General features: G+C 56.3%; 14 protein-coding genes and 3 pseudogenes. 11 read left to right on the forward strand and 6 right to left on the reverse strand.

The annotated features are described in order from the left end of the window. Positions 1-25: 25 nt before the first annotated feature. Positions 26-640, forward strand: a complete 615-nt coding sequence (locus JJD74_RS28420; RefSeq protein ID WP_000904941.1) for a recombinase family protein — start codon at positions 26-28, stop codon at positions 638-640. A gap of 52 nt (positions 641-692) precedes the next feature. On the opposite strand, the gene merE is transcribed toward JJD74_RS28420, so the two are convergent. The 5 genes and pseudogenes from merE to gorA all read right to left on the reverse strand — a co-directional run bounded on the left by merE (position 693) and on the right by gorA (position 4,277). Continuing rightward, the gene (merE, locus tag JJD74_RS28425) at positions 693-929 is read right to left on the reverse strand and encodes a broad-spectrum mercury transporter MerE (protein WP_001087809.1); all 237 of its coding nucleotides are present in this window, start codon (positions 927-929) and stop codon (positions 693-695) included. Next, positions 926-1,291 carry a mercury resistance co-regulator MerD gene (gene merD / locus JJD74_RS28430; protein ID WP_200617594.1) on the reverse strand — a complete coding sequence of 122 codons (366 nt, stop codon included), beginning with the start codon at positions 1,289-1,291 and terminating at the stop codon, positions 926-928. Before merD ends, merE begins: the two co-directional genes overlap by 4 nt. Before the next feature lie 16 nt (positions 1,292-1,307). Further along, a pseudogene (locus tag JJD74_RS28435) lies at positions 1,308-1,910 on the reverse strand (FAD-dependent oxidoreductase); the annotation flags it as partial. Positions 1,911-2,531: 621 nt separating this feature from the next. After that, a pseudogene (locus JJD74_RS28440) lies at positions 2,532-2,640 on the reverse strand (IS30 family transposase); the annotation flags it as partial. 278 nt (positions 2,641-2,918) lie between these two features. Then, positions 2,919-4,277, reverse strand: a complete 1,359-nt coding sequence (gene gorA, locus JJD74_RS28445) for a glutathione-disulfide reductase (RefSeq protein ID WP_078481996.1) — start codon at positions 4,275-4,277, stop codon at positions 2,919-2,921. A 1,027-nt stretch (positions 4,278-5,304) separates the two neighbouring features. On the opposite strand from gorA, the gene JJD74_RS28450 reads away from it, so the two are divergent. From JJD74_RS28450 to JJD74_RS28470, 5 genes are all read left to right on the forward strand, one after another. Beyond that, a complete protein-coding gene (locus JJD74_RS28450; protein ID WP_198834212.1) occupies positions 5,305-5,916 on the forward strand; it encodes a TetR/AcrR family transcriptional regulator in 612 nt (203 codons plus the stop codon). A 420-nt stretch (positions 5,917-6,336) separates the two neighbouring features. After that, positions 6,337-7,404: a DUF4331 family protein gene (locus tag JJD74_RS28455; RefSeq protein ID WP_161493054.1), complete on the forward strand. Its 1,068-nt coding sequence runs from the start codon at positions 6,337-6,339 to the stop codon at positions 7,402-7,404. A 55-nt stretch (positions 7,405-7,459) separates the two neighbouring features. Beyond that, complete coding sequence (locus tag JJD74_RS28460; protein WP_078481993.1) at positions 7,460-7,843, forward strand: c-type cytochrome; 384 nt, start codon at positions 7,460-7,462, stop codon at positions 7,841-7,843. 49 nt (positions 7,844-7,892) lie between these two features. Next, the gene (locus JJD74_RS28465; protein ID WP_078481992.1) at positions 7,893-8,690 is read left to right on the forward strand and encodes a DUF4198 domain-containing protein; all 798 of its coding nucleotides are present in this window, start codon (positions 7,893-7,895) and stop codon (positions 8,688-8,690) included. Beyond that, a complete protein-coding gene (locus JJD74_RS28470; RefSeq protein WP_078481991.1) occupies positions 8,687-9,280 on the forward strand; it encodes a HupE/UreJ family protein in 594 nt (197 codons plus the stop codon). The genes JJD74_RS28465 and JJD74_RS28470 overlap by 4 nt, the downstream gene beginning before the upstream one ends. A gap of 161 nt (positions 9,281-9,441) precedes the next feature. Here JJD74_RS28470 and JJD74_RS28475 read toward each other — a convergent pair whose 3' ends face one another. Continuing rightward, positions 9,442-9,945, reverse strand: a complete 504-nt coding sequence (locus JJD74_RS28475; RefSeq protein WP_233100576.1) for a flavin monoamine oxidase family protein — start codon at positions 9,943-9,945, stop codon at positions 9,442-9,444. 39 nt (positions 9,946-9,984) lie between these two features. On the opposite strand from JJD74_RS28475, the gene JJD74_RS28480 reads away from it, so the two are divergent. The 5 genes and pseudogenes from JJD74_RS28480 to JJD74_RS28500 all read left to right on the forward strand — a co-directional run bounded on the left by JJD74_RS28480 (position 9,985) and on the right by JJD74_RS28500 (position 13,293). Beyond that, positions 9,985-10,563 carry a TetR/AcrR family transcriptional regulator gene (locus tag JJD74_RS28480; protein ID WP_078481984.1) on the forward strand — a complete coding sequence of 193 codons (579 nt, stop codon included), beginning with the start codon at positions 9,985-9,987 and terminating at the stop codon, positions 10,561-10,563. 128 nt (positions 10,564-10,691) lie between these two features. Further along, positions 10,692-10,890: pseudogene (locus tag JJD74_RS28485) on the forward strand (hypothetical protein). A gap of 225 nt (positions 10,891-11,115) precedes the next feature. Then, entirely contained in the window at positions 11,116-11,619 is a 504-nt protein-coding gene (locus tag JJD74_RS28490) for a YkgB family protein (RefSeq protein WP_078481986.1), read from the forward strand. A 380-nt stretch (positions 11,620-11,999) separates the two neighbouring features. Continuing rightward, positions 12,000-12,359, forward strand: coding sequence for a DDE-type integrase/transposase/recombinase (locus JJD74_RS31585; protein ID WP_395605575.1), 360 nt, complete (start codon positions 12,000-12,002; stop codon positions 12,357-12,359). Beyond that, complete coding sequence (locus JJD74_RS28500; RefSeq protein ID WP_078481988.1) at positions 12,304-13,293, forward strand: LLM class flavin-dependent oxidoreductase; 990 nt, start codon at positions 12,304-12,306, stop codon at positions 13,291-13,293. The genes JJD74_RS31585 and JJD74_RS28500 overlap by 56 nt, the downstream gene beginning before the upstream one ends. The last annotated feature ends 143 nt before the right edge of the window (positions 13,294-13,436 follow it).

Raw genomic sequence — 13,436 nt, forward strand, 5'->3', positions numbered from 1 at the left:
CGAACGTATATGTGACAGGTACGACATGCTGATAGGCTACATGCGGGTATCGAAGGCGGACGGCTCCCAGGCTACCGATTTGCAGCGCGACGCGCTGATTGCCGCCGGGGTCGATCCAGTACATCTTTACGAGGACCAGGCATCCGGCATGCGCGAGGATCGGCCCGGCTTGACGAGCTGCCTGAAGGCGTTGCGAACTGGCGACACACTGGTCGTGTGGAAACTGGATCGGCTCGGACGCGACCTGCGACATCTCATCAACACCGTGCACGACCTGACTGGGCGCGGCATCGGCTTGAAGGTATTAACCGGGCACGGCGCGGCCATCGACACCACGACCGCCGCCGGCAAGCTGGTCTTTGGCATCTTCGCCGCCCTGGCCGAGTTCGAGCGCGAGTTGATCGCGGAGCGCACGATTGCCGGCCTAGCCTCGGCCCGCGCGCGCGGGCGGAAAGGCGGCCGGCCGTTCAAGATGACCGCCGCCAAGCTGCGGCTGGCGATGGCGGCAATGGGTCAGCCAGAGACCAAGGTCGGCGACCTGTGCCAGGAACTTGGCGTCACGCGGCAGACCCTGTATCGGCATGTTTCACCCAAGGGTGAGCTACGTCCAGATGGCGAGAAGCTACTCAGCCGAATTTGATGCCGGCATGAGGCAACGTAGCGACAGCGTGGTTTGTCTCAATGGGAAGCGCTCATGATCGATCTTTGAAGGCCCGCAGCAGTCGTGTCACAGACAGGACGAACAAACCGGTCAGCGTGAGGGCTGCGATACCCCAGTACTCTCCGATGAACGCGCCGGCCGTCGTGCCGGCCAGCACAATGGCGAGAATCGGCAAATGGCAGGGACAGGTGAGCACGGCCAGCGCGCCCCACAGGTAGCCGGTGATCGGTTTGTGCGTCTCGGACGGCAAGCGCTCGGGGCTGTTCATGGCAGACTCTCCGCGTGCTGTGCCGGCTCGGTCGGCATGGTGGCCAACTGCACCTCCAGATCGGCCAACGCTTCGCGCCGACGCTCGACGAACTGGCGCAGAACGGCAAGCTGCGCGGCCGCTTCATCGCCGTCCGCAGCATCCAGCGCCCGGCACAGCCGCGCCAGCGCGTCCAGGCCGATGCCCGCCTCGAAGGCCGCCCGCACGAAGCACAGCCGTTGCAACGCGCCATCATCCAACAGGCCATAGCCGCTCGGGGCGCACGCCACCGGACGCAGCAATCCGCGCAGCAGGTAGTCGCGCACGATATGCACGCTCACCCCGGCATCAAGGGCCAGCCGGGACACGGTGTAGGCGCTCATTGAAAACCTCCTTTTTTTATCCAGCGCAGCAGGAAAGCTGCTTCACGTCCTTGTTGAAGGTCTGCGCCGCAAGCTTCAACCCCTCGACCATTGTCAGGTAGGGGAACAACTGGTCGGCCAGTTCCTGCACCGTCATGCGGTTGCGGATGGCGAGCACCGCCGTCTGGATCAGTTCGCCCGCTTCCGGGGCCACCGCCTGCACGCCGATGAGCCGTCCGCTACCTTCCTCGATGACCAGCTTGATGAAGCCGCGTGTGTCGAAGTTGGCAAGCGCTCGCGGAACGTTGTCGAGTGTCAGCGTGCGACTGTCGGTCTCGATGCCATCGTGGTGCGCTTCCGCCTCGCTGTAGCCCACGGTGGCGACTTGCGGGTCGGTGAACACCACTGCCGGCATCGCGGTCAGATTGAGGGCTGCGTCGCCGCCGGTCATGTTGATCGCGGCACGGGTGCCGGCGGCCGCTGCCACGTAGACGAACTGCGGCTGGTCGGTGCAGTCGCCGGCCGCGTAGATGTTCGGGTTGCTCGTGCGCATGCCTTGGTCGATAACGATGGCCCCTTGCGCATTGACAGTGACCCCCGCCGCGTCCAGCGCGAGGCTGCGCGTATTCGGTGCCCGACCGACGGTACGGGATTGGTCGTCGAAATTAAGCACCAGGTCAGCGAGCTGCCCAATTATGGCTCGTCGCCTTTGGGGCTTGTTGCGTCGTGAGCGTGAAACCCCGTCGCTGCCACCGATCAACGTGAAGCGAGTTTATCGCGTCCTGCTTGATCACAACTCGTTGTTGGCACGACGAATCAAACAGCCTGCCGTACAGCGCCGGCATGAAGGCCGGATCTCCGTCACTACCAGTGATACCGCTGGTGTTAGGATGGTTTTGAGTTCCATTGCGACGACGGTGCGAAGTTAAGCGTGTCCTTTGCGCTGGACTGCTGTGATAGCGAAGCCACCTTTAAAGTGAAGTACTGATCCATCGAGCGATCAGGGGATTCACCTGCCTTACCAAGCCGTTGGCTGCGAATAAACGGCTGCAAAAAAAACGCCCCGGTGGGGCGTTAAAACTCATCTCTTCCCAAAGAAGCTACAAAGGAGCGACAAAATAGCTCCAGAGATGAGTGTTGCTGCGCAGATCAGTTGAAACTGGTATGCCGAGTTAAATTAGAAACCGAATCGAATGTTACCGAATAGTAACACTCTGAGCAATACTCTAGCTGAGAGCAACACGGTTATTGACTTGAGTTGGGCATCATGCCGCATAGCCATGGCGTCTTGCGTCACTTGGCCTATCATTTCGACGGGGCATTTTAAAATCGAAACGCTTGCGTGGGCGCATGTTCAATTGCAGGGCTACCAGCGTAGGCGAAGACATCCAGGGCAATGGCAGAAGCAGCCCGCTGGACGCCATCGCAGCCAAAGCGAGCCCACCCACGCGCCAGGCACGACGCTTGTACAGCACCTCGTGCGCAGCAGAAACCAGGCATGTGCCGGATCGGTTCACGATGAAACCCACGGTAAACGCAAGGGCAGCTACGAGCACCAGTACCCAGATAGGCAAGAGATCAGGCATCGATGGCGTCCTCAGCGTCGGTGTTGTTTCGGGTGATACGTGAGTAAGAACACGAAAGCTGATCAGCCCGCCACGGGAATGCGCATGGTGACGAACTCTTCCGCCGCCGTCGGGTGCACGCCGATGGTTTCATCGAAATGCTGCTTGGTCGCGCCTGCCTTGAGCGCGATCGCTAGCCCCTGGATGATTTCACCGGCATCCGGGCCCACCATGTGGCAACCCAGAACCTTGTCGGTGTCTGCGTCGACCACCAACTTCATCAGGGTGCGCTCCTGGCAGTCGGTCAACCTTAGCTTCATCGGCTGGAAGCGGCTTTCGAAAACCTGCACCTTGTGGCCGTCAGCCTTGGCTTGCTCTTCGCTCAAGCCGACTGTGCCAATGTTCGGCAGGCTAAACACCGCCGTCGGGATCATCGCGTAATCCACCAGGCGATATTGCTCAGGCTTGAACAGACGACGCGCCACCGCCATGCCTTCGGCCAACGCCACTGGCGTCAGCTGCACGCGCCCGATCACATCGCCAATGGCCAGGATCGACGACTCAGTCGTCTGATAGAGATCGTCCACTTCAACAAAGCCACGCTTGTCCAGTTTGACGCCGGTGTTTTCCAACCCCAGGTTGTCGAGCATCGGACGTCGGCCGGTGGCGTAGAACACGCAATCTGCTTCCAGCGCGCGCCCGTCTTTCAGGGTGGCCTTGAGGCTGCCGTCGGCCTGTTTATCGATGCGTTCGATATCAGCATTGAACTGCAAGTCCATCCCGCGTTTGGTCAGCTCTTCCTGCAGATGCTTGCGCACCGCTCCATCAAAGCCGCGCAGGAACAGATCGCCGCGATACAACAGCGTTGTTTGCGTGCCAAGGCCATGGAAAATCCCGGCAAACTCCACCGCGATGTAACCGCCACCCACCACCAGCACGCGCTTGGGCAGTGCTTTGAGGAAGAACGCTTCGTTGGAACCGATGGCATGCTCGCGTCCCGGAATGTCCGGAATCTGCGGCCAGCCGCCGGTGGCGATCAGGATATGTTTGGCGGTGAAGCGCTCACCGTTGATCTCCACCTGGTGCGGATCCACCAGGCGCGCGTGCCCTTCATGCAGGGTCACGCCACTGTTGACCAGCAGGTTGCGATAAATGCCATTGAGGCGATTGATCTCGCGGTCTTTGTTGGCAATCAAGGTCGGCCAATCAAAGTTCGCCTCACCCAGCGACCAGCCGAAACCACTGGCCTGCTCAAAATCTTCGGCAAAGTGCGCGCCGTAGACCAGCAGTTTTTTGGGCACACAACCCACGTTGACGCAGGTACCGCCTAGGTAGCGGCTTTCAGCCACGGCCACCTTGGCACCATAGCCTGCGGCGAAACGCGCAGCCCGAATACCGCCAGAGCCCGCACCAATTACATAAAGGTCAAAATCGTAGGCCATATCACTCTCCTCGGCAGGCAACAGCAAACCTATTGCGGCCCTTATCCGGCGCATTGCGACCGGCCAGCTACTTGCTCGTCAATTGGGTGAGGGCACCCAGATCGTTTGTTCGCATCTCTAAAGTGGACCAATATGCCTTCACTATTGAACGTAAAAACTCGGTGGCTTGGATAACCACTTGGCGCTCGCTGAAAGTCGCGCCGTTAGGCATGCTGAAGGCGCCACCGTTGAGTTCCATGACGATATCGTCGGCGACTAGAGCGCCGTTTTTTTCGACTTGGTTATGTGAAAATCGTAAACAACGTCTAAATAGCAGGGGACTAAACGTCCCCGGTCAAATTTGCGCCGGTTTAGCCGCAGGTTCATTTACATAGCAAAAGTTGCTGCTCTGTTGGACAAGCAATGTTCGCCAAGACTATTCGGCGAAAGCGGCTTCGAGATTGAGTTTTGCGGCATCACCTTCCCGTTGAAAGCCAGGCTGGTTCAACTTCACGGACCATACATAGTCGTGTTTAAATGACAATGATTGAATCACGCCCTGCCTAACTCTCTGACATTGCTGATTAACAGCAATCACATATCATAGAGTTGTTATACGTAGTATGGAAACGAATCTAGTTATGCTTTCCGCCTATGTTGTGTGCTGGCACTCGGGCCGACGGCCACGCTGTCCCCCGGAGTGAAAAGGTCAGCAACATAGTACCCATCAAGGCGCACCGACCCACGTGGTGCGGCATTGCGCTCAGTCACTGCAACTGCCCCCCCTGAACGACACTCACGTACCCTTACTGAAAGTAGGCCTACCCCACACAAAGGCTACCGCTTGCATCCGCGGTCGCACCTACTGCCAAAATCCTCTCACCTAATTTCCGTAAACACTCCATCCAACCCCCCCCACCTCCAACGCAAAACCTGTCAGATTTTGGTATAGTCTCGTCAAGAATCTAACGCCTGCGCCGGATGTTACTTTCCGGCAAGTAGCATGTCAAGAGCAGTGGGTGCCACATAAAAAAATAGGTGTTATGTGATGACTAATACTCCAACGGACCAGACAGCGCTTGCAGAAAAAGAGAAGCGCTCAACTGCACCGAGAGAGAGAATTTTGCGTGCTGCAGGAGAGATGTTCCATAAATATGGAATTCACGCAGTCGGGGTTGAGGCGATTGCAGCAGCAGCGCACAGCAACAAAATGACTTTGTATCGACACTTTTCCTCTAAAGAGATGTTAATTGCAGCCACCATTCGAGAGCAGCACAAAGCGAGTGAAGCTGCATGGCAAGCATTACAGGAGGCGTATCCGAATGATCCGCGGGGAGAGCTCAACGGTTGGCTAGAAATGATGTACGCCTATATCCAGTCGCCAGGAGAACTGAGCTGCAAATTCATAGATAAGGCAATAGATGTACGGGACGCTCAACATCCAGCTCGGGTGGCGATTGAGGAAATCAATCATGTGCACATCAATCATCTGATCGAGATGTGCCGTGCCATAGGCTTCAAGAGCCATGAGGTACTGGCTGTCAATTTGTTCATTGTATTTAAGGGCGCAGACGAAAGCCGCCATATCGGAACTCATCGTTTGGCAGTATCGCTTCGTCAAATGGTACAAACACTGATCGCCCCCCATGAGCCGCATTAAGGGCTTCAGTGCTACACCGATTTTCGGTCAGTGCTAATAGCCCTGGCTGACACTTCAACGTTTCTCTAACAGCCAATCACTGCCTATTGCTCCTTTGTGCAGTAGGTGGTAGCTTGCTGGGTGTTACTTTTTGGTAATATTCCAGTTTGATGATTTTTAATACGTAACTGCCGCTAGCTCGGCTTTGCTGGACCTTCCGGCATTTGCCAACGGCGCAATAGGCTACGTAAACCGTGCATAGTGGTCTAAGTGAGGTTGTTCAGGCTGGTAGCGAGTTCTACAAGCAGATGACACTGAGGCCATTGCCCGTGGCCGGTTACGACGCAATGTTTAAGTAGACGTCCGCAGTACTAACTGGGTGCAGGACATATATACCTCGAAATGAAGCTGGACTGGACACCTACCGGGAGAAGCACCTCTATGAATAATAAAGCATTTGCCCCCCATCGCTTGCTGATGAAAGCGGTACTTGCCGCTGTTCTTGCCAGTTCTACGCTGCCGGCACATGCGAGCCACCATTTTGAGGTTGCCATTGCACGAACCAACACGGCGATCAGCCAGTTGGACAACTACGTGTTTCAAGCGGCTTCACCGGGGCGCACGGTCATTATCATGAATGTGAATTCAAGTCCGCGTCATGGTGCTACCTTCTCGCCGAATGCCTTGTACAACATTCATGTTGCCTTGGATGACAAGTTCAAGGAGGGGCACACATTCTCGTTCCAGTTTCGCGACGGTCAGGTCATGGCCTACTTGTCGGACAACCCAAACGGGCGAGTGGGTGAAACGGGTGTGGACATTGGTAAAGGTAAGGTCGGCGGCAGCGTCAATCTGAAGGACAAGATTGAACTTTGGACCGGTATCATCAAAGACCCGTTCTACGGTAATTCGTCTGGCCTGGGAGCGTATTCGGCGCAACTGAAGGCTGGCAAGTATGACCCTCAAGTCTGGAAGTCCGCCTCCGGCACCAATATTTTCAAAGACCAGGAATGTGGTGCAATTGTGCTGGAAATTCCCAATGAAATGCTGGGCAAAAATATCAAGGTCTTCATGACGACGGCGCTCAAGGAAAATGGCAAGTGGAGCCAAGTTCAATACTCGGCCAATCCTTTGCTGTCGCACGTTATGTATTTCGAAGACGAGGCTGTCAGAGTCGAGCATGATCGCAGCCGACCCAACACCCAGTCAGTACTGAAAAACTTCGTATCAGCGAGCACTGCGCGCGCTTCAGGCATTGCACAGACGCAGGCTCAACCATTCGCCTATGGCGACAAAGTGGCGGATGCGCTGATTCCCGATGTGCTGAATTATGAGGTTGGCAGCAAGGCAGGGTATTCGGCCGATGTGCGTAACGGACGTTACCTTGATGATGATGCGATGAGTGCCATGCTCACCCTCCTCATAGGCAAACCCACCGACCAGGCCATCGACAATCCAAAGTTGTATACCGATCAGTTCCCCTACGTCATTCCGTCAGACAAAAAGTGATCTGAGGTCAAACTTGAACATGAGGCTAGGCCCGCACCATAAGGAAAGGCACACCATGATCACTAATCACTTAGGCACAGTGGGTGCGAGCTTCGTACTGCTATTGATGACCAGCGCAATAGTTCAGGCTGATACGGGTGACGTTGTGCGTGGCCAGAAGGCTTGGTTGCTCAATTGCAGCCGGTGTCATCAACTGGATGTGAATTCGGTCGGGCCGATGCACCGTGGCGTTGTGGGCAGGCATGCTGGTAGTGCAGACGGTTTTGCGTATTCAGAGGCACTAAGGGCGTCCGACGTTACCTGGACGCCCGCCAACCTGAACCGATGGTTGACAGAGCCGGAACAGTTTATCCCGGGGCAGGCAATGGGGTTCAGTGTTGAAAACGCACAGGTGCGGGAGGACATCATTGCCTATTTGTCGACACAAAAAGCGCCTTGATCGGTTGCAGTTAGGGGTGTGAAAGCTGCTGGGGCGAAGTGAGGAAAGCATGATGATTTGGCGGCCTATTTGGATTGGGGTATTGCTGGCGACACTAAGCGGCAACTGTTTTGCCCATGCCTTCTGGCTGGTTCCTCACAAAGGGCTGGTCAGCAAAGATGATCTGGTGGCCATAGATCTGCGGGTGGGTGTCAGTTGGCCAGGTGAGCGGGTAGGGCGTTTGCCCGGCATGATCGAGACGTTTGATCTTTACGACGCGCAAGGTAAACACGCCGTGAAGGGGCGTGACGGCGCGGCCCCGGTGGGACATTTTCGCGCCGGGACGCCCGGTACCGTTGTTGTGGCGATGCTTACCCATGCTCAGGCCATCACGTTGCCCGGTGTTGAGTTCGACAAATATTTGGTCGAAGAAGGGCTGGATCAGGTGCGCAGCGAACGGCAAACACTGGGTATCGCCGATGCGCCGGGACGTGAGCAGTTTTTGCGTTGCGCCAAGACTTTGGTTCGGGTCAATAGCGATAGTGCTGGCTTTGACCGGGTGGTGGATTTGCCGCTGGAACTTGTTGCTGTCACTGACCCGTTCCAGCTCAAGCCGGGCGGGCGGTTCAAAGCCCGCTTGCTGCGCGAGGGCAAACCTGTGGCTGGGGTGCTGGTTAGGGCCTGGGCCAAGGATGATCCAAAGCATGAACAACAGGTCAGAACGGACCAGGACGGTGTAGTGGAACTTACTTTGGAAAAGACTGGATTGTGGTTTCTGAGTGCAGTCCAGATGCATTCGGTGATCGAGTACCAGGCCGACTGGGAAAGCATCTGGGCCTCCTTAAGTTTTGAGATACCTACGCCATGAGTACTCGCCAACACCAACTTGAGGGCGTCTGTGTCGCCATCGTCTTGGCACTAACCACGTTTAGCGCACAAGCCCACAGCGGCATAGATGCCGGCTGGTTGCACCCATTGACTGGGCTGGATCACTTTTTGGCGATGGTGGCGGTTGGGGCCTGGAGTGCCCAAATCGGCGGTCGCGCCATCTGGCTCGTCCCCGGCGCTTTTGTGCTGTGCATGTTCTGCGGCGGCCTTCTCGGCATGTCGATGATAGATCTGCAAGGCCTGGAAGTTGGCATTGCGCTGTCGGTCATTGCCTTGGGCGCGGCCATTGCACTGCATCAACGTATGCCTACCGTGGTTGCCGCGCTAGGGGTCGGCCTGTTCGGCATGCTGCATGGTTATGCGCATGGTTATGAAATGCCTGTCATTGACGACAAGGTTGGCTACACGCTCGGCTTTCTGGCCACCACCGCCACCCTGCATTTAGTCGGCGCATTTGGAGCACTTGGCCTTATGCGCGTCCAGGGCGGCGGCAAGATTTTGCGAGGGCTAGGTTTGATTTGCTCTATGTGTGGGGGCTGGATTTTGTTCAGTGCCGTCGCAAATCTTTGATGGTTTCTGGTGTTAAGTCATTACACAACGTGAAACTGACATTTTAGGGGGTGGTTGTTTATGGGGTAGAGCGTATTTGTGATCTCGCCCTTGTTTTACGGACGCTCTTTAAACGATTAAATGTTGCAACCGCCAATAACGACTTTCCCAGTTGCAGGAGATCAGACTATGGCTTCGTCCAAGCACAGAGGCTTACCGGCCTGGTCATAGCGCGTCACGTCGTGGCAGGTCAGCAAAGTGCCGGCCTGGAACACGGTGGTTTCGATGCCCATTTCTTGCGCCAGGCTGGCAACCGGGTTCTGATCGACACCGTGAATCCAGGATGCGCCGAGATCTATTGGCACCTCGCCCCACGTTCGTTCCGTCCAAATGCGGCCACCGACTCTGTCCCTGGCCTCGAGCACGATCACCGTATGGCCCGCGTCGGACAGCATTCGGGCAGCGGCGAGGCCTGAGATCCCGGCTCCGATAATCAGCACCGAATCCTTCCTGAGGCGGTTGGCGTCTGTGCTCGAGTCTTTTGCCGTGCTGGCGTTTGCACCTGTAAGAGGGGTGGTCATCGCGCTGGGCGCGATCGACCCCTGGGGTCGAGTAAGGGTTATCATTGTTGCCTCGTGATTGACGCGATCGACGCTAAAATTACATAAATAGAACAAGTGGTACATTCGCGTATCATAAAAAGTAATTAAGGAAATATTTGATTCATGTCCCGCGATCAGAAGAGAGACGCTGTCCTGGACGCTGCTGCAGCGGTGTATGCCCGTGACCGCAGCGCATCAATGCAGCAAATCGCTGCCTCGGCGGGCATTAGTCGTACGACGCTCGTCCGCCATTTCCCCACCCGTGAGGACTTGGTTGTAGCGCTCATTGATCGTGTGCTGAATGATGCCACTGCGGTGCTGGATCAAGCGAAGCTGGAAGATGGCGACCTTGTACGGGGTCTTTCCTGCCTGACCGAGAATTTCAGGATGCTGGGGCAGGTGTGGGGGGGCGGCTACGGTCTGGGCTATGGCTGGTCGCATATTGAAACGTTGCTGTCCGACCTGGCAGTGCGGGTCGAAACCATTAATGCGCGGCTCGTTGGATTTTTTGAGCGTGGTCAACAGGCCGGGCTGTTTCGCCAGGACCTTCCGGCGGCCTGGATGACGGGGGCGTTTCAAGGACTGTGCGAAACCACTTCGGACCTTATCGACGCTGAGTCGATGGGAAAACGCCAGGGGCCTGAGTTTCTCATCTCGATCTTCTTGAACGGCGCCAGCGGTGCGGTTCAGTTAAACCGCTAATGCCGCTGGCCCATTGCGCTATTTAGTCTTCAGAACGCAGGCCGTAGACCTATTTGCCCGCAAAGAATGACTTTGACTGGGCTCGCATCACCCAGCTGCTGCTCTGTTCACTCCAAGGAGGAACATCGATGCCGAACTCTGACCTGCTGCTTTCCCTACTTTCCAAAATGAATGGAAACCTGCTCGCCATTGAGCAGGCTTCAATCATGGAACTCACCAATCGGGTTGAGCAGTAGGGCGACGCCAAAGTAACCGAGAACGGATACCCTCGACCGGAACGAAGAGTTCATCAAGCTGACCCTGGCTGTCCTCATGACGCCTGACTGATCGCCAGATACTGCCACTACTTAGATGCAACCGACCAAAGCTGATCGAGCCTGGTCGTGTAGCTCTGACTCGTCATTTCTCAGAGCATTATAGCCAGCGCTCGTAGAGACGCTAGGCGAGCGCAGCGTCCCCTTCCTGCTGAGTTTAAAAAAATTACGAAAACTGTAACGCATCACTTTAAGCAAACTCTACGTCTATAAATCTCACTGCCTTCAAGGAAGTCCCATGCCTTCATCAATTTATTCTCGTTTTCTTCGCCGGCCGTATGAAGTTGAGTTCATGCGCTGGGCCCTGGTCTTGATTTTCTTTATGTTTGGCTACGCTAAATGGTTTGATTATGAAGCTCAGGGATTGATCCCGCTGATTGGTAATAGTCCTCTCCTGTCGTGGATGTACGGCGTGTTCGGTATTCAGGGCGCAAGTTATGCCTTGGGCGTTGCGGAATGGACTATCGGTCTCGGTCTGGCTATTGGTGCCTGGTCGCCAAGTATCGCTTTACTTGCCGCCGCCGGCTCCTGCCTGACCTACCTGACAACCTCTACTCTAGTCTTAAGTACTCCAGGTGGCTGGGAGGCTTCGGCTGGTGGTTTTCCGGCCATGACCGATATCAGCGCATTTTTAATCAAAGACCTAATATTGCTGGCCGGTTCGCTTGTGCTGGTAAAGGACGCGGCGCAGCAACTGACGGCCCGCACCAAGCAGACTGATGCGGAAGGTGCTGCGATCTAGGCCGAAAAGCACGCTTGTCAGCTACAACAGCGACGCAACCTAGGCCAACGCCGCCGCTATCAATGCCCTTGGTGTTGCCTGGCAGGGCTGAGGATTGGGTTTCTTGTTTCGGTCCTCACAAGTGAGGGTCGGTGCTTGCATCCGTTTGGAGAGGGAATGCATGAAACCCGCAGGAATTAGGCTAGTCAAAATCATGGTGCTCATAAGCGGGTGCGCCAGCGTGGCCTATGTGGCGCATGTGGTTACTAGGGAGGCAGCCTACCTACATACGAAAATCAACAGATCGAAAAGCATTGATACTGCTCAGCAGGAGCTTCGATGGCCGGATAACCTCGCTTTACCGGAACTGCGGGTTTCAGCGTACGAACAGGTTGAAGATCATGCTGGCTGTCGTTCTGGATCTCTACGCACGCCGAATTTTGCGTTGGGCGCTTTCAAACAAGCCGGATGCGAATCGAGTCATTGAGGCGTTGGACATGGCTTACGAGCAGCGTGGCAGGCCTCAAGGGCTGCCGTTTTACTCGGATCAGGGCTCGCAAGGCGCATTCAACCGGTTGTCGCAACACCTATATCGAGGTGTTTATGGGACGACCCGCAGGGTAGATGCAAAAATTGACGGGCCGGGGGAGCGATGCGCTCTCCAGGCGCGCCGTCGCTTCGTAATGATTTCAAGAGGCTTGCTCCATGATCCCCTACTCAGTTCTCGACGCTGCACCGGTTACCGAAGGCAGCACACCTAGCGAATCCTTCGAGCGCTCGCTCAAGCTCGCCCGACATGCCGAAGCGCTTGGCTATAAGCGCTATTGGCTCGCAGAGCACCACAACATGCCAGGTATCGCCAGTGCTGCGACTGCGGTGCTGATCGGGCATATTGCTGGCGGGACATCGACCATTAGGGTCGGGGCAGGCGGAGTGATGCTACCCAACCACGCGCCGCTTCAGGTTGCGGAACAATTCGGCACGCTGGCCTCGCTGTATCCTGGTCGCATAGACTTGGGGCTCGGGCGAGCGCCAGGCACCGACGGGGCTACGGCCCATGCGCTACGCCGCTACTTCGATGGTGCCGATACCTTCCCAAGCGATGTGGAAGAACTGCTGCACTACTTCCATCCGGTGAAACCGGGACAAACGGTTCAGGCAGTGCCGGGGGCTGGTCTGGATGTACCGGTCTGGCTATTGGGCTCAAGCCTTTTCAGTGCACAGCTTGCGGGGGCACTGGGCTTGCCGTTTGCATTCGCGTCGCATTTCGCGCCAACAATGACTGAAGAGGCCTTGATCCGTTATCGACAAGATTTCCGACCGTCGAAATATCTGGCTGAGCCTTATGTGATTTTAGCGCTCAATGTCGTGGCCGCCGACAGCCGAGCCGAGGCACGACGCCTGTTTACGACCCTGCAGCAAGTCTTCGTAAGCGTGATACGTGGTAATCCCGGCCTGATCCCGCCGCCAGTCGACGACATCGAGGCGTTCTGGACACCACAGGAAAAGGCGATGGTCGAGCAGTCGCTGTCGTATGCGATAGTCGGCGATGCGGCCGATGTTCATGAGGGCATCATGGCATTCGCCGCCAAGCACCGTCCCGACGAGCTGATGCTCTCCGGCACTATCTTCGATCATGCCGCACACCGTCACTCATTCACACTTGCTGCACGAGCGTTTACCGATAACGCCTGATCGATTCGGTGCTATTAGGTGTAGCGGCTCGTGTTTGAAAACACACGGGCTTGCATTAAGCGGCATGTTCTTTATGACTGTAGCTAAGTGCTGTTACGGACTGATCGTTTAGGGATGCTCCGATCGACTTGCCGCGCGTCGGC

The organism is Pseudomonas sp. MF6776 (assembly GCF_016613125.1).
Taxonomy (GTDB): Bacteria; Pseudomonadota; Gammaproteobacteria; order Pseudomonadales; family Pseudomonadaceae; genus Aquipseudomonas; species Aquipseudomonas iridis.

What these genes read in the sequence shown, in the direction of transcription:
- JJD74_RS28455 (WP_161493054.1), top strand. Translation starts at nt 6,337, where the DNA reads ATGAATAATAAAGCATTTGCCCCCCATCGCTTGCTGATGAAAGCGGTA.
- merE (WP_001087809.1), bottom strand. Translation starts at nt 929, where the DNA reads ATGAACAGCCCCGAGCGCTTGCCGTCCGAGACGCACAAACCGATCACC.
- JJD74_RS28480 (WP_078481984.1), top strand. Translation starts at nt 9,985, where the DNA reads ATGTCCCGCGATCAGAAGAGAGACGCTGTCCTGGACGCTGCTGCAGCG.
- JJD74_RS28500 (WP_078481988.1), top strand. Translation starts at nt 12,304, where the DNA reads ATGATCCCCTACTCAGTTCTCGACGCTGCACCGGTTACCGAAGGCAGC.
- JJD74_RS28420 (WP_000904941.1), top strand. Translation starts at nt 26, where the DNA reads ATGCTGATAGGCTACATGCGGGTATCGAAGGCGGACGGCTCCCAGGCT.
- merD (WP_200617594.1), bottom strand. Translation starts at nt 1,291, where the DNA reads ATGAGCGCCTACACCGTGTCCCGGCTGGCCCTTGATGCCGGGGTGAGC.
- JJD74_RS28470 (WP_078481991.1), top strand. Translation starts at nt 8,687, where the DNA reads ATGAGTACTCGCCAACACCAACTTGAGGGCGTCTGTGTCGCCATCGTC.
- JJD74_RS28460 (WP_078481993.1), top strand. Translation starts at nt 7,460, where the DNA reads ATGATCACTAATCACTTAGGCACAGTGGGTGCGAGCTTCGTACTGCTA.
- gorA (WP_078481996.1), bottom strand. Translation starts at nt 4,277, where the DNA reads ATGGCCTACGATTTTGACCTTTATGTAATTGGTGCGGGCTCTGGCGGT.
- JJD74_RS31585 (WP_395605575.1), top strand. Translation starts at nt 12,000, where the DNA reads ATGCTGGCTGTCGTTCTGGATCTCTACGCACGCCGAATTTTGCGTTGG.
- JJD74_RS28450 (WP_198834212.1), top strand. Translation starts at nt 5,305, where the DNA reads ATGACTAATACTCCAACGGACCAGACAGCGCTTGCAGAAAAAGAGAAG.
- JJD74_RS28465 (WP_078481992.1), top strand. Translation starts at nt 7,893, where the DNA reads ATGATGATTTGGCGGCCTATTTGGATTGGGGTATTGCTGGCGACACTA.
- JJD74_RS28490 (WP_078481986.1), top strand. Translation starts at nt 11,116, where the DNA reads ATGCCTTCATCAATTTATTCTCGTTTTCTTCGCCGGCCGTATGAAGTT.
- JJD74_RS28475 (WP_233100576.1), bottom strand. Translation starts at nt 9,945, where the DNA reads ATGTACCACTTGTTCTATTTATGTAATTTTAGCGTCGATCGCGTCAAT.